Below are 18,853 nucleotides of genomic sequence, written 5' to 3' on the forward strand. Positions count from 1 at the left end.
GGTGAGGCAGTCAGTCTGGCGCGGCTGAGGCAGGCTGGCGCGGCGGCTGTTCAGGACTGCGCGAAGACCTGCCGCTGCCGGCCCAGGCCCTCGATCTCGACCTCGACGACGTCACCGGCTTTGAGGTACGGGAACTTGCCGGAGAGCGCCACGCCCTGCGGGGTGCCGGTGAGGACCACGTCGCCGGGCTCGAGGGTGAGGTACTGGCTCAGGTGGTGGATCAGGAAGTCGACCGGGAAGACCATGTCAGCCGTGCTGGAATCCTGGCGGGGCTCGCCGTTGACCCAGCTGCGGAGCCGGAGCCTGCCCGGATCGACCTCGTCGGCGGGCACGAGCCACGGCCCGAGCGGGGAGAACCCGGGCGAACACTTGCCCTTGGACCACTGGCCGCCGGACTCCTCGATCTGGTAGGCACGCTCGGACAGATCGTTGGCAACCAGATAGCCCGCGATGTGCGCGGCAGAGTCGGCCGGCGAGCCGAGGTAGCTGGCGCGCCGGCCGATCACCACCCCGAGTTCGACCTCCCAGTCGGTCTTGGTGGAATTGCGCGGGATGAACGCCGCATCATCCGGGCCAGCGACTGTGTTGGGCGTCTTGAGGAAGATAATGGGAACCTCGGGCGGCAGCGCCCCGGATTCGGCGGCATGCGCGGCGTAGTTCATACCCACGCAGATGACCGCGGACGGACGGGTGATCGGAGCGCCGACCCGGAGGCCGGCGGGATCCAGCGGCTCAAGCTCTCCGCGCTCCAGGGCGTTCCGCGTGGCGTCAATTCCCCCGCCGGCAAGGAACTCGCCGGTGATGTCCGAAGTCAGGGGAGATAGATCATATGTCTTTTCCGTACCTGCGCCATTTGCAGCAATCACGGCGGGGCGTTCCGCACCAGCGGGGCCCAAGCGAACCAACTTCACACTTCCTCCAAATCGGGCAACTCTGCCCGCCGCTAACCCGGCGGCCGGACCGGCCGCGCGGAAAGGTGTCGCACACCACAATACAGACCTCACCGTCGTTGACAAGCCATACATCGGATGTTTACTGTCGAATTCACCGCCCGACCGGGCGACGCGAGATTCCGGGGCTGCCCGGAGCATGAGGAGTTCCCACGTGAGTACCATCACCGCCGTCACGGTCAGTGACGTCCGCTTTCCGACGTCGTCGTCCTTGGACGGCTCGGATGCCATGAATCCCGACCCGGACTACTCGGCGGCCTATCTGGTGATCGGCACCGACGCCGGCGACGACCTTGAAGGCCACGGCTTCGTCTTCACTATCGGGCGCGGCACCGAAGTGGTGGCCAGCGCCCTGACAGCCCTCGTCCCCTATCTCCAGGACCGGAACGCCGAGGAGCTGCTCGATGACATGGGCGGTACCTGGCGCTCCATGGTGCACGACTCGCAGCTGCGCTGGCTGGGGCCGGAGAAGGGGATCATGCACATGGCCATCGGGGCGGCCATCAACGCCCTGTGGGACTTGAAGGCAAAACGCGCCGGGTTGCCGCTGTGGCAGCTGCTGTCCCGGCTGTCGCCCGAAGAGCTGGTTGACCTGGTGGACTTCCGCTACCTCAGCGACGCCCTCACCCCGGAAGAGGCCCTCGCTATCCTGCGGGGCGCAGAAACCGGCCGTCCGGGTCGAGAGTCCGAGCTGCTCCGCGCCGGCTATCCGGCGTACACCACCACCCCGGGCTGGCTCGGCTACGACGATGCCAAGCTCTCCCGGCTGTGCCGCGAGGCCGTCGCGGACGGCTTCCCGCTGGTCAAGCTCAAGGTTGGCGCCAACCTGGCGGATGACGTCCGGCGTCTGCGCGTCGCCCGGGACGCCTGCGGACCGGGCATCAAGATCGCCGTGGACGCGAACCAGCGCTGGGACACCACGGAGGCCATCGAATGGATCCGCGGCCTCGGCGACCCCGACCTCGCCTGGGTGGAGGAACCGACGAGCCCGGACGACATCCTGGCCCATGCCGCGATCGCCCGCGCCATCGCCCCGATTCCGGTGGCGACCGGGGAGCATGTCCAGAACCGGGTGGTGTTCAAGCAGATGCTGCAGGCCGGATCCCTCGAGGTGCTGCAGCTCGACGCGGCGCGAGTTGCCGGCGTGAACGAAAACATCGCCATCCTGCTCCTCGCGGCCAAGTTCGGGGTCCGGGTCTGCCCGCACGCCGGCGGCGTAGGCCTCTGCGAAGCCGTTCAGCACCTCTCGATGTTCGACTACGTGGCAGTTTCCGGGCAGCTCGAGGGCAGGATGATCGAATTCGTCGACCACCTCCATGAGCACTTCGTCGTCCCGGTCGACGTCCATGGCGGGCGCTACTGGCCCCCGGCCGCCCCGGGCGGCGGCAGCGAAATGAGAGCGCACTCGCTCGCTGAGTTCTCCTTCCCGGCCGGTCCGGCGTGGTCCGCTCCGGCTGAAGCTGTGGCAGGCTAATCCGATGAGCACAACCCCGGAACGCATCGCCCTGCACACCCGGCTCAAGCCCGGCCGCGAGGCCGACTACGACCGGATCCATGCGCGGATTCCCGCCGAGCTCGCGGACGCCATGCGCGGGATCGGCGTCCACAGCTGGCGGATCTGGCGCAGCGGACGCGAACTTTTCCACGTCGTGGAGGTCGAGGACTACGCCACCATGCGCAAGTTCCTGGCCGAGCACCCTGCGAACGTCCCCTGGCAGGCGGAAATGGCCGAGCTCCTCGAGGTCGAGGACGACTATTCGGGCGAGGACCGCGGCATCCCGATGGTGTGGGAGCTTGCACGGCAATGACGCAACTGCCCCTCGGCCGGCTGGGCTACGGCGCCGCCGCTCTCGGGAACCTGTATTCGAGCATGGATGACGACGACGCCCGCCGCACCCTGGAGGCCGCCTGGCTTGGCGGGATCCGCTATTTCGATACGGCGCCGCACTATGGACTCGGGCTCTCGGAACGGCGGCTCGGCGACTTCCTCCGCACCTGCCCCCGGGAGGACTACGTCATCTCCACCAAAGCCGGCCGCCTGCTGGAGCCCAATCCGGCCTTCCGGCCCGGCGAACCGGACACCGAGGGCTTCGCCGTCCCGGCCCGGAGCACCCGGCGGTGGGACTTCACCGAGCGCGGCATCCGGCAAAGCCTGGAGGACTCCCTGGACCGCATGGGCATCTCCCGGGTGGACATCCTCTACCTGCACGACCCTGATGCCTACGACATGGACGCCGCTCTCAGTGAGGCCCTGCCGGCCCTGCAGCGGTTGAAGGCCGAGGGCCTCGTCCGGGCCATCGGGGTGGGATCCAACTCCGCGGAGGCCCTGCACACGCTCGTCGATCGCGCGGAACTGGACCTGGTCATGCTCGCCGGCCGCTTCACCTTGCTCGAGCAGCCCGCCCTGACCGGGCTGCTGCCCCGATGCGTCGAACGCGGCGTCGGCGTCGTCGCCGCCGGAGTGTTCAACTCGGGCATCCTGGCCACGGCTGAAGTCCCGGCGGATGCCCATTACAACTACGGACCGGCGCCGCAAGAGCTGCTGGCCCGGGCACGGCGGCTTGCCGCCGTCTGCGCCTCGTTCGGGGTGGACCTGCCCGACGCCGCCATCCAGTACCCACTGCGGCACCCGGCCGTGTGCAATGTGGTCATCGGGGCGCGGGGCGCGGAGCAGATCAGTGCCAACATCGCCGGCATGGACCGGGCGCTCCCCCGGGACCTTTGGGACGCGCTCGAAGCGGAGGGGCTGGTTCCCCGGTGAGCGGGCTGCCCACGGTGGACTCGCACCTGCACCTGTGGTGCCTGGGCCGGAGCCGGTATGGCTGGCTGGATTCGGTGCCGGAGCTGAAGCGGACCTTCACCGCCGCGCAGGCCCGCACTGAGCTCGATGCGGCCGGCGTGGCGGAGGCGATCCTCGTCCAGGCGGACGACACGCTGGAGGACACCGGGTTCCTGCTGGAAACGGCGGATGCCGAGCCGTGGATCCGCGGGGTGGTCGGCTGGATCCAGCTGGACTCGCCCGCCCGCGCAGGGGCCCAGCTGGACCAGTGGCTGGAATCGGACAAGTTCTGCGGGGTCCGGCACCTGGTCCACGACGACCCGCGGGACGGCTTCCTCGCCCTAGCCCCGGTCCGCGAATCGCTCTCCCTGCTCGCCGCGGCCGGCCTGCCCTTCGACGTCCCCGACGCATTCCCGCGCCATTTGGGGGCCGCGGGCGACCTGGCCGGCGCACTGCCGGAGCTCACCGTCGTCGTGGACCACCTGGGCAAACCGCCGCTCACCGACCCGGACGCGATGGCGCGATGGCGCCGCGAACTGACCGCGTGTGCGGGCCGCCCCAACACGGTGGCGAAGCTCTCCGGACTTCATATTCCCGGTGCAGAATATAACGCTTCCGCCTTGGCGCCGGTGTTCCATGAGTCCCTCGAGCTGTTCGGTGCGGAACGGCTCATGTACGGCGGCGACTGGCCCGTGTCGGTCCTCTCCGGCGGCTATCAGCAGACCTGGCAGGTGCTGAAGGAACTGATCGAAACGCTCAGCCCCGCCGAACAGGACAACGTCCTCGCCGCCACGGCGCGGCGGGTATATCGCCGCGGCACGGTAGCCTGATCTTTCCCGCCCGGGGCCTGTGGCGCCCGGTCTAAGATGTTCTTCAGGCGTGCCGACGCCGGATGCACAGAATGGCGCTTCCCATGACAAACCCCCCAGCCGCGGCCCCCGCGCACACCGCGGTGCCGAGCGACGCCTCCCCGGCCAAGATGGTCAAGGACGCATCGCTGCCGATGTACAAACAGCTGTGCGACCAGCTGATCCTGGAAATCTCAACCCGCAAGCTGGCACCGGGATACCGTCTCCCTGGCGAGCACGGGATGTGCGAACTGTACGGGGTTTCCCGCACCGTGGTCCGGCAGGCGCTCGGGCAGCTCGAACACGACGGCGTGATCGAACGGGTCAAGGGCAAGGGCACCTTCGTGGCCCCCCGCAAGGTCTCCGAAAGCCTGGTCCATACCCTGCGCGGCCTTTACGCGGACGTGGAATCCCGAGGCGGCAGCGTCTACAGCGATGTCCGCCGCCAGGAGCTGGTCCCGGCCGACGACACGGTGGCCGAGGCGCTCCGGATCCCAGCGGGCGAACCCGTCGTCGCCCTTGAGCGGCTCCGCTACGTTGAGGATTCCCCCTGGTCCCTCACCACCACCTACCTTCCCGGCGACATGGCCGAGATCGTGCTTGGGGCCGACCTCCGCAACCAGTCGCTGTACGCCTTGCTGGCCAGCAAGGGCATCCGGGCGCACCACGGCATTCGCTCGGTCGAGGCCACGGTGGCAAACAAGACGCAGGCCGAGGCGCTGGGCATCGTGAAGGGCGCCCCGCTGATGCAGCTGCGGAGCATCGTCTACGACGCGGCGGACCGGCCGCTGGAATTCTTCGTGGCCCACCACCGCGGAGACCAGAGCCGTTTTGAGGTGGTCATTGACGCCGCCTCGGCGGGCTCCGGCACGGCTGGCTTCCACCGGGTCACCACCGGCTGAACGCCCGGGCCGGGCAGGGCCGCGCCTCCTGACGATTCCCAAGGACCCACTGGGCATGTAACCTGTAATTACAGGTTGCCGCTTCGGCAACGGACCATTTGCTGATCCTCAGGAGACTTCTGCCCGTGAGCGAATTCATCACTCCCCCCGTTCCGCCCATGACCATCCGCTTCGACGCGCAGGCCGGCACTCTGTCGCCGCAAGGCCCGACGCTGGAACGCCGCATGTCGGACCTTGAAGGCCTGTTCGCGGACAAGGACGCTTGGAACGAGGCCGTCGCCAACGGCAACCCCGTGGTCTACTCGGTGGTTTCCACGCCGGTGCCGGAAGCGGACCGGGAACTCCCGCAGTCCATCACCACGATCCAGCCCGGCACCACCGCCGGGGAGTTCTGGATGACCAAGGGACACCAGCACCCGAACCACCAGGGCGAAATCTACCTGGGCATCTCCGGGCAGGGCGGGCTGCTGATGTTCGACGGCGAGAACACTTCCTGGGTTGACATGGCCCCCGGCGTGATCGGCTACATTCCGCCGGGCTGGGCGCACCGCAGTATCAACGTGGGCTCCGAGCCCTACAAGTTCCTCGCGGTCTACCCGGGCTGCGCGGGCCACGACTACGGCTGGGTCCTTGAACACGGCATGGGCCAGCGCGTCTACTCCGCGGACTCCGGCCACGAGTTCGCACCCTTCTTCGCAGCACAGGCCTAAGACGGAAGGACCGGTCCCATGATCATCGCTCACGATCTCGGCACGACGGGCAACAAGGCATCCCTGCACGAGGCTGACGGAACCCTCCTGCGGGCCGTCACCATTGGCTACGAGCCGCACTTCGCTGCCGGCGGCCGCGCCGAGCAGGACCCCGACGTCTGGTGGAACGCGGTGGTCCAGGCCACGCAAAAACTGCTGGCCGAGACCGGCGTCGATCCGTCATCGGTGCAGGGCCTGGTGGTCGGCGGGCAGATGATGGGGGCCGTACTCCTCGACGGCAACTACGCGCCGGTCCGGCCCGCCCTGATCTGGGCCGACCACCGGAGCGTCGCCCAGTCCGACGAACTGGCCGGGGCCTTCGACGAGCAGGAGGCCTACGCCATGCTCGGCCACCGGATCAACCCCACCTATTCGCTGAGCAAGGTCATGTGGGTCCGGGACAACGAGCCCGAGGTCTTCAGCCGGGTCCGCCACGTCTGCCTTGCCAAGGACTACGTGGTGCACCGTCTCACCGGGCGGCTCGCGACGGATCACTCCGACGCCTCCGCCACGAACGCCTACGACCAGACCACCGGAACCTGGTCCGAGCGGATGCTGACCGCCGCCCGGATCGATCCGGCACTGTTTCCCGAAATCCTCAAGTCCACCGACGTCGTCGGTCCCCTCACCTCCGCCGCTGCGGCGGCCACCGGCCTGGGAACCTCGACGTCGGTGGTGATGGGCGGCGGTGACGGCCCGGTCGCGGCCGTAGGCGCCGGCGTCGTCTCCGAGGACGACCAGGCGTACGTCTACCTTGGCTCCTCCTCGTGGGTGCAGATCGTCACGGCCGCGCCGCTGATCGACCCGCTCCGCCGGACCATGACGTTCGACCATGTCATTGACGGGAAGTACGTCCCGACCGCGACCATGCAGGCCGGCGGCGCGTCCCTCCAGTGGGCCGTCGGACTGTTTTCCGACCGCGGCGAGAAGGACCGCTTTGATCGGCTCATTGCCGAAGCGGCCGGGGCAACTGCGAGCGAGTCGGGACTGTACTTCCTGCCGCACCTGCTCGGCGAGCGCTCTCCCTATTGGAACCCCCAGGCCGCCGGCGCGTTCGTCGGCCTCGAGATGCACCACGGCCGTGCGAACATGATCCGCTCCGTCCTCGAGGGTGTGGCCTTCAACCTGGGAACGTGCGTCAACGCCTTCAACGACGCCGGGGCGGCCATCAGCCGGATCGACGCCATTGGCGGCGGTGCGGCCAGCGACACCTGGCTGCAGATCATGGCCGACGTCTGGGGCGTGACCGTCCGGCGCCGGAGCATCGTCGAAGAGGCCAACAGCCTCGGCGCCGCCGTGACCGCCAGCGTGGGACTCGGACTCGTGGACGACTTCAGCGTCGCCCGGGACCTGTCCCGGGTGACGGCCGAGTTCCAGCCCGACCGCGAAGCGCACGAGCGCTACACGGCCGCCCACCAGATATTCCTCGACGCCTACGGCCAGCTGGAACCGTGGTTCCCCACCCGCCGGGGGAAACACTGATGCCGGTCATCCTCGTCACCTCCCGCTCCTTCTCCTCCGGCGAACAAGACCTGGTCTCCCGTCTGGAAAGCCGCGGCCACACCGTTCGGCGTGGCCCCTCGGACCACTCCCTGGACGCCATCGGCGCCGATCTGGCGGTGGCGGACGGGTGGATCGCCGGAACCGGCGAGGTCACCGCGGCCCACCTGGACGCGGCGCCGCGGCTGAAAGTCCTGGCCCGCTACGGGGTGGGGTTCGAAGCCGTGGACGTCCGGGCCGCAGCCGAGCGGGGCGTGGTGGTCACGAACACCCCCGGCGCCAATTCCAATGCTGTCGCCGAGCATGCCCTGGCTCTCATGCTGTCCGTCCTGCGCACCGTTCCGGAGGGCGACCGCCGGGTGCGGAACCGGGACTGGTCGGTCACCCGGGGCCGCGAGCTGGGCTCGCTGACCGTGGGCCTGGTGGGCTTCGGCCGGATCGGGCAAATCGTGGCCCGCTTGCTCTCCGGATTCGGTTCCCCCGTGTACGCCTCGGACCCGTTCATGGGACCCGAGCTGATCAGGAGCCTCGGCGCCGAGCCCCTGGACCTGGCGGAAATGGCGGCCACCTGCGACGTGATCTCCCTGCACGCCCCGGGTGGCCAGCAGCTCATCGACGCGGCCTGGCTGGCCGCCGCTGCGAAACCGCTCGTCGTGGTCAACACCGCCCGACCGGAACTCGTGGATGAGGAGGCGGTCGCCGAGGCCCTGCGCACCGGAGTGCTCGCCGCCTTCGCCGCGGACACCCTGCGCGGAGACACGAGCGGGCAGGACTCCCCCGTGCTCGATCCGCAGCTCGCGGCCCGGGTGGTCATCACTCCGCACTTCGGGGCGCAGACCGTCCAGGCCGTCGACGGCATGGGGTCCATCGCCGTGGACAACCTGCTGGCCGTCCTGGAAGGGCGGACGCCGCCCAACCCCGTCAGCCCGACTCCTACGAAAGTGAACTAATGGCCGACCTCCTCAAACTCAGGCAGACCGGGATCCTCGCCGTCGTGCGGGCTCCCAGCACCGAGAGCGCCATCCGCGGCGCCGCCGCCCTGTTGGAAGGGGGTGTGACCGGACTGGAAATCACCTATTCCACCCCGGATGCCCCCGCCGTCATCCGCGCCCTGCGCGCCGAATACGGCGACAAGATCTACCTGGGCGCCGGCACCGTCCTCACCCGGGCCCAGGCCGAGGACGCCGTCGACGCCGGCGCGGAGTTCCTCGTCAGCCCCGGCACCGTCGCCGGGACCGTGACGGCAATGAAGGCCACCGGATCCCTCGTCATGGCCGGTGCCCTGACGCCCACCGAGGTTCTTACCGCAGTCGGCCTGGGTGCCGACGTCGTCAAGATCTTCCCCGCCTCCCTTGGCGGCCCCTCCTACTTCCGGGCGCTCCGCGGCCCGTTGCCGGACGTTCCCCTGATGCCCACCGGAGGGGTCACCCCCGGCAACATCGGTGACTGGTTCGACGCCGGAGCCGTCGCCGTCGGGGCCGGCGGCGACCTCTGCTCCACCGCAGACCTCGCTGCCGGACGCTACGACCTGGTCCGCGAGAAGGCCCTCAACTTCAGCGCCGCCTTGGAAAGGACGCTTGCATGAACGGCTACATGGGATTTGTCGGTGTGACCACCTCGGGGTCCTCGATCATGAAGATCTTTCCGCAGTGGGCCCGGATCCTCCAGCTGCCCACCGACCGGCTCACCGGCCACGACCTCCCCCTGGGGGCCAGCCGGGAACAGTACCGGGAGCTCGTCACCCGGATTCGCGACGACAAGGACCACCGCGGCGCCCTGGTCACAACCCACAAGATGGACCTTTACCAGGCCGCCCACGACCTTTTCGACGAGGTTGACGAGTTCGGCCGGCTCTGCGGCGAAATCTCCAGCATCTCCAAGCGGGACGGCCGTCTCATCGGCCACGCCAAGGACCCCATCACCGCGGGCCTGGCGCTCGAGGAATTCCTGCCGCCGGGCCACTTCAAGGAAACCGGCGCGCACGTTATCTGCCTGGGCGCCGGCGGCGCCGGAACCGCCCTGAGCTGGTACCTGGCCGGCCACACGGACGCGCCCGAGAAGATTGTCTGCACCGACACCAGCCCGGTCCGGCTCCAGCACCTGGCCGACGTCCACGCCCGGGGCCAGCTCCCCGCTGCCCTCTTCGAGTACCGGCTGATCGAGGGCCCCGGGGACACCGCGCGGGTGATGGCCGAAGCCCCGGCGGGCAGCCTCGTGGTCAATGCCAGCGGCCTCGGCAAGGACCGGCCGGGATCGCCCCTCCCGGACGGCGTCGATTTTCCCCGCGACGCGATCGTGTGGGAGTTCAACTACCGCGGCTCCCTCGAGTTCCTGGCCCAGGCCCGGGAACAGGCGGAACGGCGCCAGCTGACCGTCGTAGACGGCTGGCGCTATTTCATCCACGGCTGGAGCCAGGTCATCGCCGAGGTGTTCGACGTCGAACTCACCGACCAGCTGCTGGACCAGCTGGCCGAAGCCGCGGCCAGCGCAAGATGACCTTTGTCCGCACCGTCCTCGGCGACATCGAACCGGCGTCGCTCGGACCGACGAACTACCACGAGCACCTGTTCCAGTCCTCTCCTCTGTTGCCCGGGGACGAGCTGGACGACGAGGCGCTGTCCGGCCGGGAAGCAGCCCTGCTGCGCGGCGCCGGCATGACGGCGATGGTGGAGGCGACCCCGCTCGGCCTGGGGCGCAATCCCGCGGCGGCGGCACGCATCGCCGCCGCCGCGGGGCTGCACATCGTCGCCACCACGGGTGCCCACCGGGAGGCGCACTACCCCGAAGGGCACTGGTTGCGCGGGGAGCGGGAAGAGAAACTTGCCCGGCGGTTCACCGTTGAGCTCACGGCAGGCTGCGGGTCACCCGACGAATCCGCAGCGCCATCGGCGGCCGTCTCCGGCCCGGAGGCCGGCGCTGCCGTCTCCGGCCCGGCGCCGGTGCGCGCTGGGTTGTTGAAGGCCGGGATCGGCTACTGGTCCATCACGGCCTTCGAACGCCGCGTGCTGGCGGCCGTGGCGGTGGCCCACGCCGTCACCGGCGCCCCGGTCATGGTCCACCTGGAGTTCTGCACAGCAGCCCACGAACTGCTCGACCTCCTGGCCGCCGCCGGCGTCCCGGAGTCCCGCGTGGTCCTGGCCCACGCCGACCGCAACCCCGACGCCGGGCTGCACCTCGAGCTGGCCTCCCGCGGCGCCTACCTGGGCTACGACGGCATGGCCCGGCCCAAGGGCCGCACGGACGCGGAGATCATCACCCTCGCCGAGCAGGTCATCGCCGGCGGCGGTGGAGGCCGCCTGCTGCTCGGCGGCGACGTCGCCCGGCGCACCCGGTACGTCTCCTATGGCGGGATGCCCGGCCTGGCCTACCTCTCCGAGCGCTTCGTTCCGCGGCTCGCGGACCGCGTCGGCGCTGCCGCGGTGGACCGGATCCTGGTGGGCAATGCCGCCCGGGTGCTGCAGTGGCGCACCGGCCCCGAGCCCGACTAGGCAACGCCGGTCCGCCGACCGGCCGCAGCACACACAGAGAGAGGCCCCGGAGAAATCCGGGGCCTCTCTTGTGTGTGCTGCCAGGTGCAGCGGCCGCTGCTTAGTGGTGGAGCAGCTTACTGGTAGAGGACAGCTGCGATCTTGGCGTCGTCCATGTTGTTCTTGTCGTACCAGTAGAACGGGGTGTCAGTGACCTTCGCCATGGACTTGCCCTTGGAGGCGTCAATCGCGGCCTGCACCGTGGCGGCACCCATGCCGATCGGATCCTGCGTGATGGCGCCGGCCATCAGACCGCTGCGGATCGCGTCGAGCTGGGCTTTGCCGGAGTCGAAGCCGATGACGGTGAGCTTGCCCGGCTTGAGGCCGAGTTCGGTGACGGCGTTGACGATGCCGACGGCCGAGCCCTCGTTGGTGCCGTAGAGGCCCTTGAGGTTCGGGTGGGCCTGGATCATCGCCTTGGCGATGTCCGCGGACTTCAGGTGGTCACCGTCGCCGTACTGGACGTCGACAACCTTGATGTCCGGGTACTTGGCCTTCATCTCGTTCAGGAAGCCGTCGCGGCGTTCCACACCGGTGCTGTTGATCTGGCTGTGGCCGACGACGGCGATCTCGCCGCTCTTGCCGATCAGTTCAGCCATGTGGTCGGCCGCCATGGCGCCGGCATCCATGCTGTTGGTCTTGGCCAGGTTCACCGGGTAGTCGCTCTTGCAGCCGGCGTCGAACTGGACCACGGGGATGTTGGCTGCCTTGGCCTGCTCAATCGCCGGGACACAGGCTTCCGGGTCCAGGGCGGCGTAGGCGATCGCCGTCGGCTTCTTGTCGATGGCCGCCTGGAGCATCTGCAGCTGCGAATCGACTTCGGTTTCGGCAGCCGGGCCCTCGAAGGTGATCTTGACGTTGAGTTCCTTGGCCTTATCCTCGGCACCCTTCTTCACAGCCTGCCAGAACTGGTGCTGGAAGCCCTTGGAAATCATGGCCACGTACGGGGTACCGCCATCGCCCCCGCCGCTGGGGGTCGCGCTGCCGGAGCCGCCGCAGGCGGTCAAGGAAAGAGCTGCGGCGAGGACGCCCGCCGCGAGGGTCTTTTTGCCGAGTTTCATGTAAATCTCCATCCAGTGAGCGGGCCGGCAACATTGCGGGCCCTTGACCATTGTTGTTGGTTTCGAACGTTAAGTACAGGTAGATACAAGTTATTTTTGGAACTAATTTTTCCGTGGCCCGGTCGCCGGCCTGGTGGGCTGCGGCGGGCCCCGCCTAGGCCTCCCGGCGGCGGCGCAGCGAGTCGGTGAACACGGCGACGAGGATCACGATGCCCACCACGACGGTCTGCCACTCGGTCTGCACCGACATGATGCGCAGGCCGTTGATCAGCACGCTCATGATGAGGGCGCCGATAAGGGTGCCGAGGACCGAGCCCCGGCCGCCGAGGAGGGAGGTTCCGCCAATGATGACCGCGGCGATGGCCTGCAGTTCGTAGCCGGATCCCAGCTGCGGCTGCGCGGAGTCGAGGCGGGCGGCGATGACGACGCCGGCCACGCCGGTGAAGATGCCCGCGACCGTGTAGACGAGGATCTTCCACTTGCCGGTGTTGACGCCGGAAATTTTGGTGGCTTCCTCGTTGCTGCCGATCGCGAAGATGTAGCGGCCCAGCAGGGTCTTGCCGAGCACCAGGTACGCCGCGATGCCGGTCAGGACCAGGATCAGGACGGCGTTGGGCAGGCCCGGGATGAGCTGGCCCAGGGCGATGTCCTTGAAACCCTGCACCTTGCTGAAGTAGATCGGCCGTACGCCGGAGAGGACCAGGGCAAGGCCCTGGGCGATCAGCATCATGGCCAGGGTGGCGATGAACGGCGGAAGCTTCAGGATGGAAACGTTCAGGCCGTTGATCAGGCCCATCAAGGCGCCCGTTGCGATGCCGCCCAGCACGCCAATGTACAGCGGGAGCTGCAGGTTCACCAGCAAAAGGCCCGTGACCACCGAGCACAGCGTCATGCCCGTTCCGATCGAGAGGTCGATTCCGGAGGTGATGATCACGAGTGTGGTGCCGAACGCCAGGATGCCGATCACCGCGGTGGACAGCAGGATTCCGGAGATGTTCGTCCAGGTGAAGAAGTTGCCGCTGGCCAGGGAGAAGAAGGCAAGCAGGACGATCAGGGTTCCGAAGGCCAGCGACTGCTGCAGCCGCTGGCGCAGGAAGGATCCCCTGGGTGATTCGCGCTTGACCGCGCCCGCGGGCGCCTCCGTGCGCGGTTCAGACTTTACTTCGCTCATTTTTCCGCTCCCTGCTGCTCCACACGTGTGGCGTAGTCCATGATTGTTGCTTGATCAGCACCGTCGCTGTCGATTTCCCCGGTGATGCGGCCTCCGGCCATGACCATGATCCGGTGGGACAGCCGGAGGACCTCCGGCAGTTCCGAGGAGATCATGATGATCGACTTGCCCCGCGCCACCAGGTCGTTGAGCAAGCGGTAGATTTCTTCCTTCGCACCGATGTCAATGCCGCGCGTCGGCTCATCGAAGATGAGGATGTCGCAGTCGCGGGCCAGCCATTTGGCGATGACGACCTTCTGCTGGTTGCCACCCGAGAGGTTCTTCGTGGTCGCAAACATCGACGGCGTCTTGATCCGGAGCGAGTCGATGTACTTCTGGGAGGTGCCCTTGCCCGAGCCCGACTTCATGAACCCAACGGGATTCGTGTAGTTGCCCAGCGAGGACAGCAGGATGTTGGTGTTCACGTCACGGTCCAGCAGCAGGCCCAGGCTCTTGCGGTCCTCGGACAGGTAGCCGATCCCGTGCTTGACGGCGTCGGCGGGCTGGCCGATCTTGACTTCCTTGCCGTTGACGAAGATCCGCCCCTCGGTCATCCGGTCCGCGCCGATGATGGCCCGGGCCAGTTCCGTCCGGCCCGCACCCATCAGTCCGGAGAATCCCAGGATCTCGCCGCGCCGCAGCTCGAAGCTGACGTCCTTGAGCAGTTTCCGGGTGCTGAGGTTTTCCACCCGCAGGACAACGTCGTCCACGTTGTCCCGGCGGACGTTCTCCGGTCGGGCGTTCTCGTCGATCTCCCGGCCGACCATCAGCTTGATCACTTCGTGCTGGCTGGCCGTGGCGGTATCCATGGTCGCGATGTATTTCCCGTCGCGCAGGATGGTGATGCGGTCGGTAATCCGCCTCAGCTCCTCCATCCGGTGGGAAATGTAGATCACGCCTACGCCGCGGTCGCGGAGGTCCCCGATCAGGCGGAACAGGGTCTCGGTCTCCGAGGTGGTGAGGGCCGACGTCGGCTCGTCCATAATGACGACCTTCGCGTCGAAGGACAGCGCCTTGGCGATCTCGACCATCTGCTGCTTCGCGACGGTGAGGTTCTCGACCAGGTCGGTCGGGGCGAATTCCTTGATCCCAAGCCGGCTTAGCAGTTCGGCGGTCTGCCGGTTCAGCTTCTTCTCGTCCAACAGAAGGCCGCCGAGACGCCTCGGCTCGCGGCCGATGTAAATGTTCTGGGCCACCGTGAGGTGGGACATCAGGTTCATTTCCTGATGGACGATGATGATGCCGAGTTCCTGGGCATGGCGCGGGCCGTCGATCTGGACCGGGACGCCTTCGAGGTAGATGGTCCCGGCATCCTTTTGGTAGATGCCGGAGAGGATCTTCATCAGGCTGGACTTTCCTGCGCCGTTCTCGCCGACGAGGGCGATAACCTCGCCTTTATGGACGTCGAAGTGGACATCACTCAGAGCCTGGACGCCGGGAAAGCTTTTGCTGATCCCTTCGACCTTCAGTAGTGGTTCACCCACTGTCTCACCTACTTCTTCGGAGATAACGCTGGTGCCTTGCGGCCGGTACTCGGTGGATTTCGGACGACGGCCGGCAACACTGCCGGCCTCAACTTGTATCTCGATGTATCTATCCTTGGTCCATAACTAGAGTAAGGTCAAATATGACCTAAAACACACCCTTTGGTCGGATGTTTAGAAATCGTTATGGGAGAAACATATGATGATTGGCTGCCACAGCCTAGTCTGGAACGGCTCGCTGGACCCGATTTCTTTCGCGGAGTCAGCACGAATGACGGCCGAAGCCGGCTTCGACTTACTGGAAATCCCGCTTATGGACCCATGGTCCTTCGACCCGAAGCAGGCCTCCCGCTCCCTCAAGGAACAAGGGCTGGCCGCCACCGCCTCGCTAGGTCTGACCGCGCAGACCGACCTCAGCAGCGAGGATCCGGCCGTGGTCGCAAGGGGCGAAGAGACCCTGAACAAGTGCCTGGAAATCGTGCACGATCTTGAGGCGGACTACCTGTGCGGCGTGATCTACAGCGCCATGCAGAAGTATTCCAGGCCCGCTACTGAAGCAGGCCGGCGCAACAGCGCCGATGCCTTGCGGCGGCTCGCGGAGCGCGCAGCAGTTCTCGGCATCCGCCTCGGCCTGGAAGTGGTGAATCGCTACGAAAGCAACTTGCTCAACACCGGCAGGCATGCCCTGGGGTTCATCGAGGAGATCGGCCACCCCAACGTCTACCTGCATCTGGACACGTACCACATGAACATCGAGGAGCCGGACCTGCTGAGCCCCGTGCTGGCGGCGGGCAACAAGCTGGGCTACGTGCACATCGGCGAGAGCCACCGCGGCTACCTCGGCTCCGGCAACGTGGACTTCGGCGCCTTCTTCCGCGGCCTCGCCCTCACCGGCTACGACGGCCCCGTGGTCTTCGAATCCTTCTCCTCCGCCGTGGTGGACGAACACCTGAGCAACACCCTGGGCGTCTGGCGCAACCTGTGGGACGATTCGGCGGACCTGGGCGCCCACGCCAACGACTTTATCCGGGGCCAGCTGGAGTCGGTCGCCTCCATCGCAAAGCACTAAACATCTGATCTATAAGGACTGACATATGACAAACCAGAGCGGAAACGGCCGACAAGGCGTCATCATCGTCGGCAGCATCACTGCGGACGTCACGACTTTTTCCAAAAGACTGCCAAAAAGAGGGGAAACCATCCTCGGCGAGGAGTTCACCCTGCTGCTGGGAGGCAAGGGAGCCAACCAGGCCGTCGCGAGCGGCCTCGCCGGCGCACCCTCCTTCATGGTGGGGTGCGTGGGCAACGACCTCTTCCGGCCGTTGGTCACGGGAGGGCTGGAGGACCACGGCGTCGACACCAGCGAGCTGCGTGTGGTCGAAGCTCCCACCGGAATCGCCCACATCAGGGTGGACGACTCCGGCGAAAACGACATTGTGATGGTGCCGCTCGCCAATGACCATCTGGGGCCGGAACAGATCACCGCCGCGATCACGCGGCTGGCGGCCAGGGCATCTGTACTGCTGACCCAGCTCGAGATCCCCCGGGAAGCGGCCGCGCACGCGGTCCGGGCAGCCCGGGCGGCCGGGCTGACGGTCATTCTGGACCCGGCGCCGGCCGCCGCGCTGGACCAGCAGACCTGGGCAAGCGTGGACTATGTGACCCCGAACGAGACGGAGGCGAGCCTGATCACCGGGATTCCGGTCACGGACCAGGCCAGCGCCATCCGCGCCGGAGAGTGGTTTCTGGCCCAGGGAACCGGCGGCGCCATCATCACTCTCGCCTCCGCCGGCGCGGTCCTGGTCACTGCCGACCGGCAGGCCGTCTTCGAGTCCTTCCCTGTCACGGCGGTGGACACCACGGCCGCCGGGGACGCGTTCTCCGGCTACCTTGGCGCCTCGCTTGCTGCCGGCCTGCCCATTGACGACGCGATCCGGCGCGCCATGGCTGCCGGGGCACTGGCCGTGACCAAGAAGGGGGCGTCACCCAGCCTTCCCTCCGCGGCAGACGTCGAGCTGTTCCTTTCCGACAACGTCCCGAGCTACTAGGAGTACCCGCATGAGAAAGAACCAAGGAATCCTGAACGGGCAGCTGTCGCGCATTGTTTCCGAGACCGGCCACACGGACACCCTGGTGGTCACCGACGCGGGCCTGCCCATCCCGGCCGGGGTCGAGCGCGTGGATCTGGCCTACTTCCCCTCCGAACCGCCGTTCCTCAAGGTCCTCGATGCCGTGCTGGCAGAGTTGGTGATCGAGGGTGCGACTCTGGCCGAAGAGCTCCGCGAGGCGAGTCCGGCGATGCTGGCGCAGATCCTGGAACGCCTCGAAACGGCGGGCGTCGTGCCGGAGTTCGTGCCGCACACCGAGTTCAAGGCGCAGACGTCCGGAGCCCGCGCGGCCGTACGTTCGGGCGAGTTCACTCCGTACGCAAACGTGATCCTGCACGCCGGTGTTGCCTACGGCCCGGGCAAGGACTAGGCGGGGCCATGCACTTCTACTTGGACACGGCCACGCGGGCCGAGGCCGAACCGCTCTTGCGCAGCGGCCTGTTCGCGGGACTGACCACGAACCCCAGCATCCTCGCCGGCGCGGGTGTGCTCAACCGACAGATTCCTGAGCTGGTCGACTGGGCCTCCGCGGCCGGCGCCGGCACGGTATTCGTCCAGTCCTGGGGTTCCACCCGGGCCGAGCTGGAGGACCGCGGCGACTGGATCCACTCGCTGGGCGACAACCTCGTGGTGAAGGTTCCCGCCACCGCAGAGGGCGTCGCGGCGGCCAGGGCGCTGGCGGACCGGGGTGTGCGGGTGCTGGTCACGGCCGTCTATGCGCGGGAGCAGGCGCTGCCCGCCATGGCTGCCGGCGCGGAGTTCCTGGCCCCGTACCTGGGCCGGATGAACGACGCCGGCCGGGACGGGGCCGGAGAGATCGCCGCCATCCAGCAGTGCATCACCGCCGGGGCCTCGCCGCTGAAACTCCTGGTGGCAAGCCTGCGGGAGACGGCCCAGATCTCGGCGCTGGCACGGCTGGGGGTCTCCCATTTCACCTTCGGACCGGCCACGTGGCATAAGTTCTTCGCGGACCCGCTGACGGCCGCCGCGGTGGAGGTTTTCGAAGCCGAATCCGCGCGGATGGAGGTGGGCGGCTAGGACCCGGGCCGTTCCGGTTTGGCCGGCAGGGAGCGCCTGAGCCAGTGTTCAACGCCGCTGACGTGGACGATCGTCAGCGCCCGGGCCAGGTCGGCATCGTGGTTCGCCAGCGCGTCCGCGATCGCCCGGTGTTCTGCGAGAGTCCGGGCGACGGCGTCCTGCTCCGTGAGGGCCCGCCACACCCGGGCGCGCACGGTGCGGCTGTTGAGCCCGGACAGCAGGCTCGCCAGATAGGAGTTGCCCGAGGCCTCGGCGATCAGCGCATGGAAGTTCAGGTCGTGTTCGACGAGGTTTTCCGCCGACTCGACGTCGACGTCGTCGATCTCCTTGTGCAGCAGCGCGAGCTGCTCCGGCGAGATCGCCTGCGCCGCGAGCGAGGCCGCCGAGGCTTCCAGGATCCGCCGTACCTCGAGTAGTTCCAGGACCGAGGAATCACGGCTGAGATCCACCATGAACGCCACGGATTCCTTCAGCAGGGCCGGCTCGAGGCTCGTGACATAGGTCCCGTCACCGCGTCTGACATCCAGTACCCTGATGGTTTCGAGGGCCTTCACGGCTTCCCGCAGGGAACTGCGGGAGAGCCCCAGCTTTTCACTCAGGTCATTTTCCGGAGGGAGTTTGTCTCCGGGCGACAACTCGCCGGTGAGAATCATGTCCTTGATTCTGGCGATCGCATCATCCGTTAGGGCCATTCGCC

General features: G+C 67.6%; 20 protein-coding genes. 15 read left to right on the forward strand and 5 right to left on the reverse strand.

The features are described from left to right. Positions 1-50: 50 nt before the first annotated feature. Positions 51-911: a fumarylacetoacetate hydrolase family protein gene (locus AC1DBD_RS07120; protein WP_476981737.1), complete on the reverse strand. Its 861-nt coding sequence runs from the start codon at positions 909-911 to the stop codon at positions 51-53. 193 nt (positions 912-1,104) lie between these two features. Here AC1DBD_RS07120 and AC1DBD_RS07125 point away from each other — a divergent pair, with 193 nt between their 5' ends. The 11 genes from AC1DBD_RS07125 (at position 1,105) to AC1DBD_RS07175 (ending at position 11,216) form a co-directional block, all read left to right on the forward strand. Next, positions 1,105-2,424 carry an enolase C-terminal domain-like protein gene (locus AC1DBD_RS07125; RefSeq protein WP_476908905.1) on the forward strand — a complete coding sequence of 440 codons (1,320 nt, stop codon included), beginning with the start codon at positions 1,105-1,107 and terminating at the stop codon, positions 2,422-2,424. 4 nt (positions 2,425-2,428) lie between these two features. Beyond that, positions 2,429-2,758: an L-rhamnose mutarotase gene (locus AC1DBD_RS07130; RefSeq protein ID WP_441418056.1), complete on the forward strand. Its 330-nt coding sequence runs from the start codon at positions 2,429-2,431 to the stop codon at positions 2,756-2,758. Then, positions 2,755-3,711: an aldo/keto reductase gene (locus tag AC1DBD_RS07135; RefSeq protein WP_476917257.1), complete on the forward strand. Its 957-nt coding sequence runs from the start codon at positions 2,755-2,757 to the stop codon at positions 3,709-3,711. Before AC1DBD_RS07130 ends, AC1DBD_RS07135 begins: the two co-directional genes overlap by 4 nt. Beyond that, positions 3,708-4,559 (forward strand): amidohydrolase family protein, encoded by an 852-nt coding sequence (locus tag AC1DBD_RS07140; RefSeq protein ID WP_476981738.1) that lies wholly within the window; start codon positions 3,708-3,710, stop codon positions 4,557-4,559. The genes AC1DBD_RS07135 and AC1DBD_RS07140 overlap by 4 nt, the downstream gene beginning before the upstream one ends. A gap of 83 nt (positions 4,560-4,642) precedes the next feature. Then, positions 4,643-5,479, forward strand: coding sequence for a GntR family transcriptional regulator (locus tag AC1DBD_RS07145; RefSeq protein ID WP_441418059.1), 837 nt, complete (start codon positions 4,643-4,645; stop codon positions 5,477-5,479). A gap of 125 nt (positions 5,480-5,604) precedes the next feature. Beyond that, on the forward strand, positions 5,605-6,189 hold the full coding sequence (locus AC1DBD_RS07150; protein WP_441418060.1) for a glucose-6-phosphate isomerase family protein: 585 nt from the start codon (positions 5,605-5,607) through the stop codon (positions 6,187-6,189). Positions 6,190-6,207: 18 nt separating this feature from the next. Then, entirely contained in the window at positions 6,208-7,710 is a 1,503-nt protein-coding gene (gene xylB / locus AC1DBD_RS07155) for a xylulokinase (RefSeq protein WP_476908903.1), read from the forward strand. Next, a complete protein-coding gene (locus AC1DBD_RS07160) occupies positions 7,710-8,678 on the forward strand; it encodes an NAD(P)-dependent oxidoreductase (RefSeq protein WP_441418062.1) in 969 nt (322 codons plus the stop codon). The genes xylB and AC1DBD_RS07160 overlap by 1 nt, the downstream gene beginning before the upstream one ends. Further along, positions 8,678-9,313, forward strand: a complete 636-nt coding sequence (locus AC1DBD_RS07165; protein ID WP_441418063.1) for a bifunctional 4-hydroxy-2-oxoglutarate aldolase/2-dehydro-3-deoxy-phosphogluconate aldolase — start codon at positions 8,678-8,680, stop codon at positions 9,311-9,313. Before AC1DBD_RS07160 ends, AC1DBD_RS07165 begins: the two co-directional genes overlap by 1 nt. After that, entirely contained in the window at positions 9,310-10,224 is a 915-nt protein-coding gene (locus tag AC1DBD_RS07170) for a shikimate dehydrogenase family protein (protein WP_476892968.1), read from the forward strand. The genes AC1DBD_RS07165 and AC1DBD_RS07170 overlap by 4 nt, the downstream gene beginning before the upstream one ends. Then, positions 10,221-11,216, forward strand: coding sequence for a phosphotriesterase family protein (locus AC1DBD_RS07175; protein WP_441418065.1), 996 nt, complete (start codon positions 10,221-10,223; stop codon positions 11,214-11,216). Before AC1DBD_RS07170 ends, AC1DBD_RS07175 begins: the two co-directional genes overlap by 4 nt. Positions 11,217-11,332: 116 nt before the next feature. Here the strand turns inward: AC1DBD_RS07175 and AC1DBD_RS07180 are convergent, their stop codons facing one another. The 3 genes from AC1DBD_RS07180 to AC1DBD_RS07190 form a co-directional block, all read right to left on the reverse strand. Beyond that, positions 11,333-12,316, reverse strand: a complete 984-nt coding sequence (locus AC1DBD_RS07180) for an ABC transporter substrate-binding protein (protein ID WP_441418066.1) — start codon at positions 12,314-12,316, stop codon at positions 11,333-11,335. Positions 12,317-12,470: 154 nt separating this feature from the next. Further along, on the reverse strand, positions 12,471-13,487 hold the full coding sequence (locus tag AC1DBD_RS07185; protein WP_441418067.1) for an ABC transporter permease: 1,017 nt from the start codon (positions 13,485-13,487) through the stop codon (positions 12,471-12,473). Further along, positions 13,484-15,010 (reverse strand): sugar ABC transporter ATP-binding protein, encoded by a 1,527-nt coding sequence (locus AC1DBD_RS07190; protein ID WP_441418068.1) that lies wholly within the window; start codon positions 15,008-15,010, stop codon positions 13,484-13,486. The genes AC1DBD_RS07185 and AC1DBD_RS07190 overlap by 4 nt, the downstream gene beginning before the upstream one ends. A 271-nt stretch (positions 15,011-15,281) precedes the next feature. On the opposite strand from AC1DBD_RS07190, the gene AC1DBD_RS07195 reads away from it, so the two are divergent. The 4 genes from AC1DBD_RS07195 to AC1DBD_RS07210 are packed head-to-tail and all read left to right on the forward strand — an operon-like array spanning position 15,282 to position 18,156. Next, positions 15,282-16,079, forward strand: coding sequence for a sugar phosphate isomerase/epimerase family protein (locus AC1DBD_RS07195; RefSeq protein WP_441418069.1), 798 nt, complete (start codon positions 15,282-15,284; stop codon positions 16,077-16,079). A 25-nt stretch (positions 16,080-16,104) separates the two neighbouring features. Beyond that, complete coding sequence (locus AC1DBD_RS07200) at positions 16,105-17,058, forward strand: ribokinase (RefSeq protein ID WP_441418070.1); 954 nt, start codon at positions 16,105-16,107, stop codon at positions 17,056-17,058. A gap of 10 nt (positions 17,059-17,068) precedes the next feature. Then, positions 17,069-17,488, forward strand: coding sequence for a D-ribose pyranase (rbsD, locus tag AC1DBD_RS07205; protein ID WP_441418071.1), 420 nt, complete (start codon positions 17,069-17,071; stop codon positions 17,486-17,488). 8 nt (positions 17,489-17,496) lie between these two features. Beyond that, positions 17,497-18,156: a transaldolase family protein gene (locus AC1DBD_RS07210; protein WP_476908897.1), complete on the forward strand. Its 660-nt coding sequence runs from the start codon at positions 17,497-17,499 to the stop codon at positions 18,154-18,156. On the opposite strand, the gene AC1DBD_RS07215 is transcribed toward AC1DBD_RS07210, so the two are convergent. Beyond that, positions 18,153-18,848, reverse strand: a complete 696-nt coding sequence (locus AC1DBD_RS07215; RefSeq protein WP_441418073.1) for a FadR/GntR family transcriptional regulator — start codon at positions 18,846-18,848, stop codon at positions 18,153-18,155. The genes AC1DBD_RS07210 and AC1DBD_RS07215 overlap by 4 nt on opposite strands. Positions 18,849-18,853: the final 5 nt, after the last annotated feature.

Source organism: Arthrobacter sp. 10T419 (assembly GCF_056394105.1).

Coding starts and splice junctions, on each gene's coding strand:
- AC1DBD_RS07170 (WP_476892968.1), top strand. CDS start 9,310: ATGAACGGCTACATGGGATTTGTCGGTGTGACCACCTCGGGGTCCTCG.
- AC1DBD_RS07135 (WP_476917257.1), top strand. CDS start 2,755: ATGACGCAACTGCCCCTCGGCCGGCTGGGCTACGGCGCCGCCGCTCTC.
- AC1DBD_RS07160 (WP_441418062.1), top strand. CDS start 7,710: ATGCCGGTCATCCTCGTCACCTCCCGCTCCTTCTCCTCCGGCGAACAA.
- AC1DBD_RS07130 (WP_441418056.1), top strand. CDS start 2,429: ATGAGCACAACCCCGGAACGCATCGCCCTGCACACCCGGCTCAAGCCC.
- xylB (WP_476908903.1), top strand. CDS start 6,208: ATGATCATCGCTCACGATCTCGGCACGACGGGCAACAAGGCATCCCTG.
- AC1DBD_RS07200 (WP_441418070.1), top strand. CDS start 16,105: ATGACAAACCAGAGCGGAAACGGCCGACAAGGCGTCATCATCGTCGGC.
- AC1DBD_RS07175 (WP_441418065.1), top strand. CDS start 10,221: ATGACCTTTGTCCGCACCGTCCTCGGCGACATCGAACCGGCGTCGCTC.
- AC1DBD_RS07210 (WP_476908897.1), top strand. CDS start 17,497: ATGCACTTCTACTTGGACACGGCCACGCGGGCCGAGGCCGAACCGCTC.
- AC1DBD_RS07215 (WP_441418073.1), bottom strand. CDS start 18,848: ATGGCCCTAACGGATGATGCGATCGCCAGAATCAAGGACATGATTCTC.
- AC1DBD_RS07195 (WP_441418069.1), top strand. CDS start 15,282: ATGACGGCCGAAGCCGGCTTCGACTTACTGGAAATCCCGCTTATGGAC.
- rbsD (WP_441418071.1), top strand. CDS start 17,069: ATGAGAAAGAACCAAGGAATCCTGAACGGGCAGCTGTCGCGCATTGTT.
- AC1DBD_RS07185 (WP_441418067.1), bottom strand. CDS start 13,487: ATGAGCGAAGTAAAGTCTGAACCGCGCACGGAGGCGCCCGCGGGCGCG.
- AC1DBD_RS07180 (WP_441418066.1), bottom strand. CDS start 12,316: ATGAAACTCGGCAAAAAGACCCTCGCGGCGGGCGTCCTCGCCGCAGCT.
- AC1DBD_RS07165 (WP_441418063.1), top strand. CDS start 8,678: ATGGCCGACCTCCTCAAACTCAGGCAGACCGGGATCCTCGCCGTCGTG.
- AC1DBD_RS07145 (WP_441418059.1), top strand. CDS start 4,643: ATGACAAACCCCCCAGCCGCGGCCCCCGCGCACACCGCGGTGCCGAGC.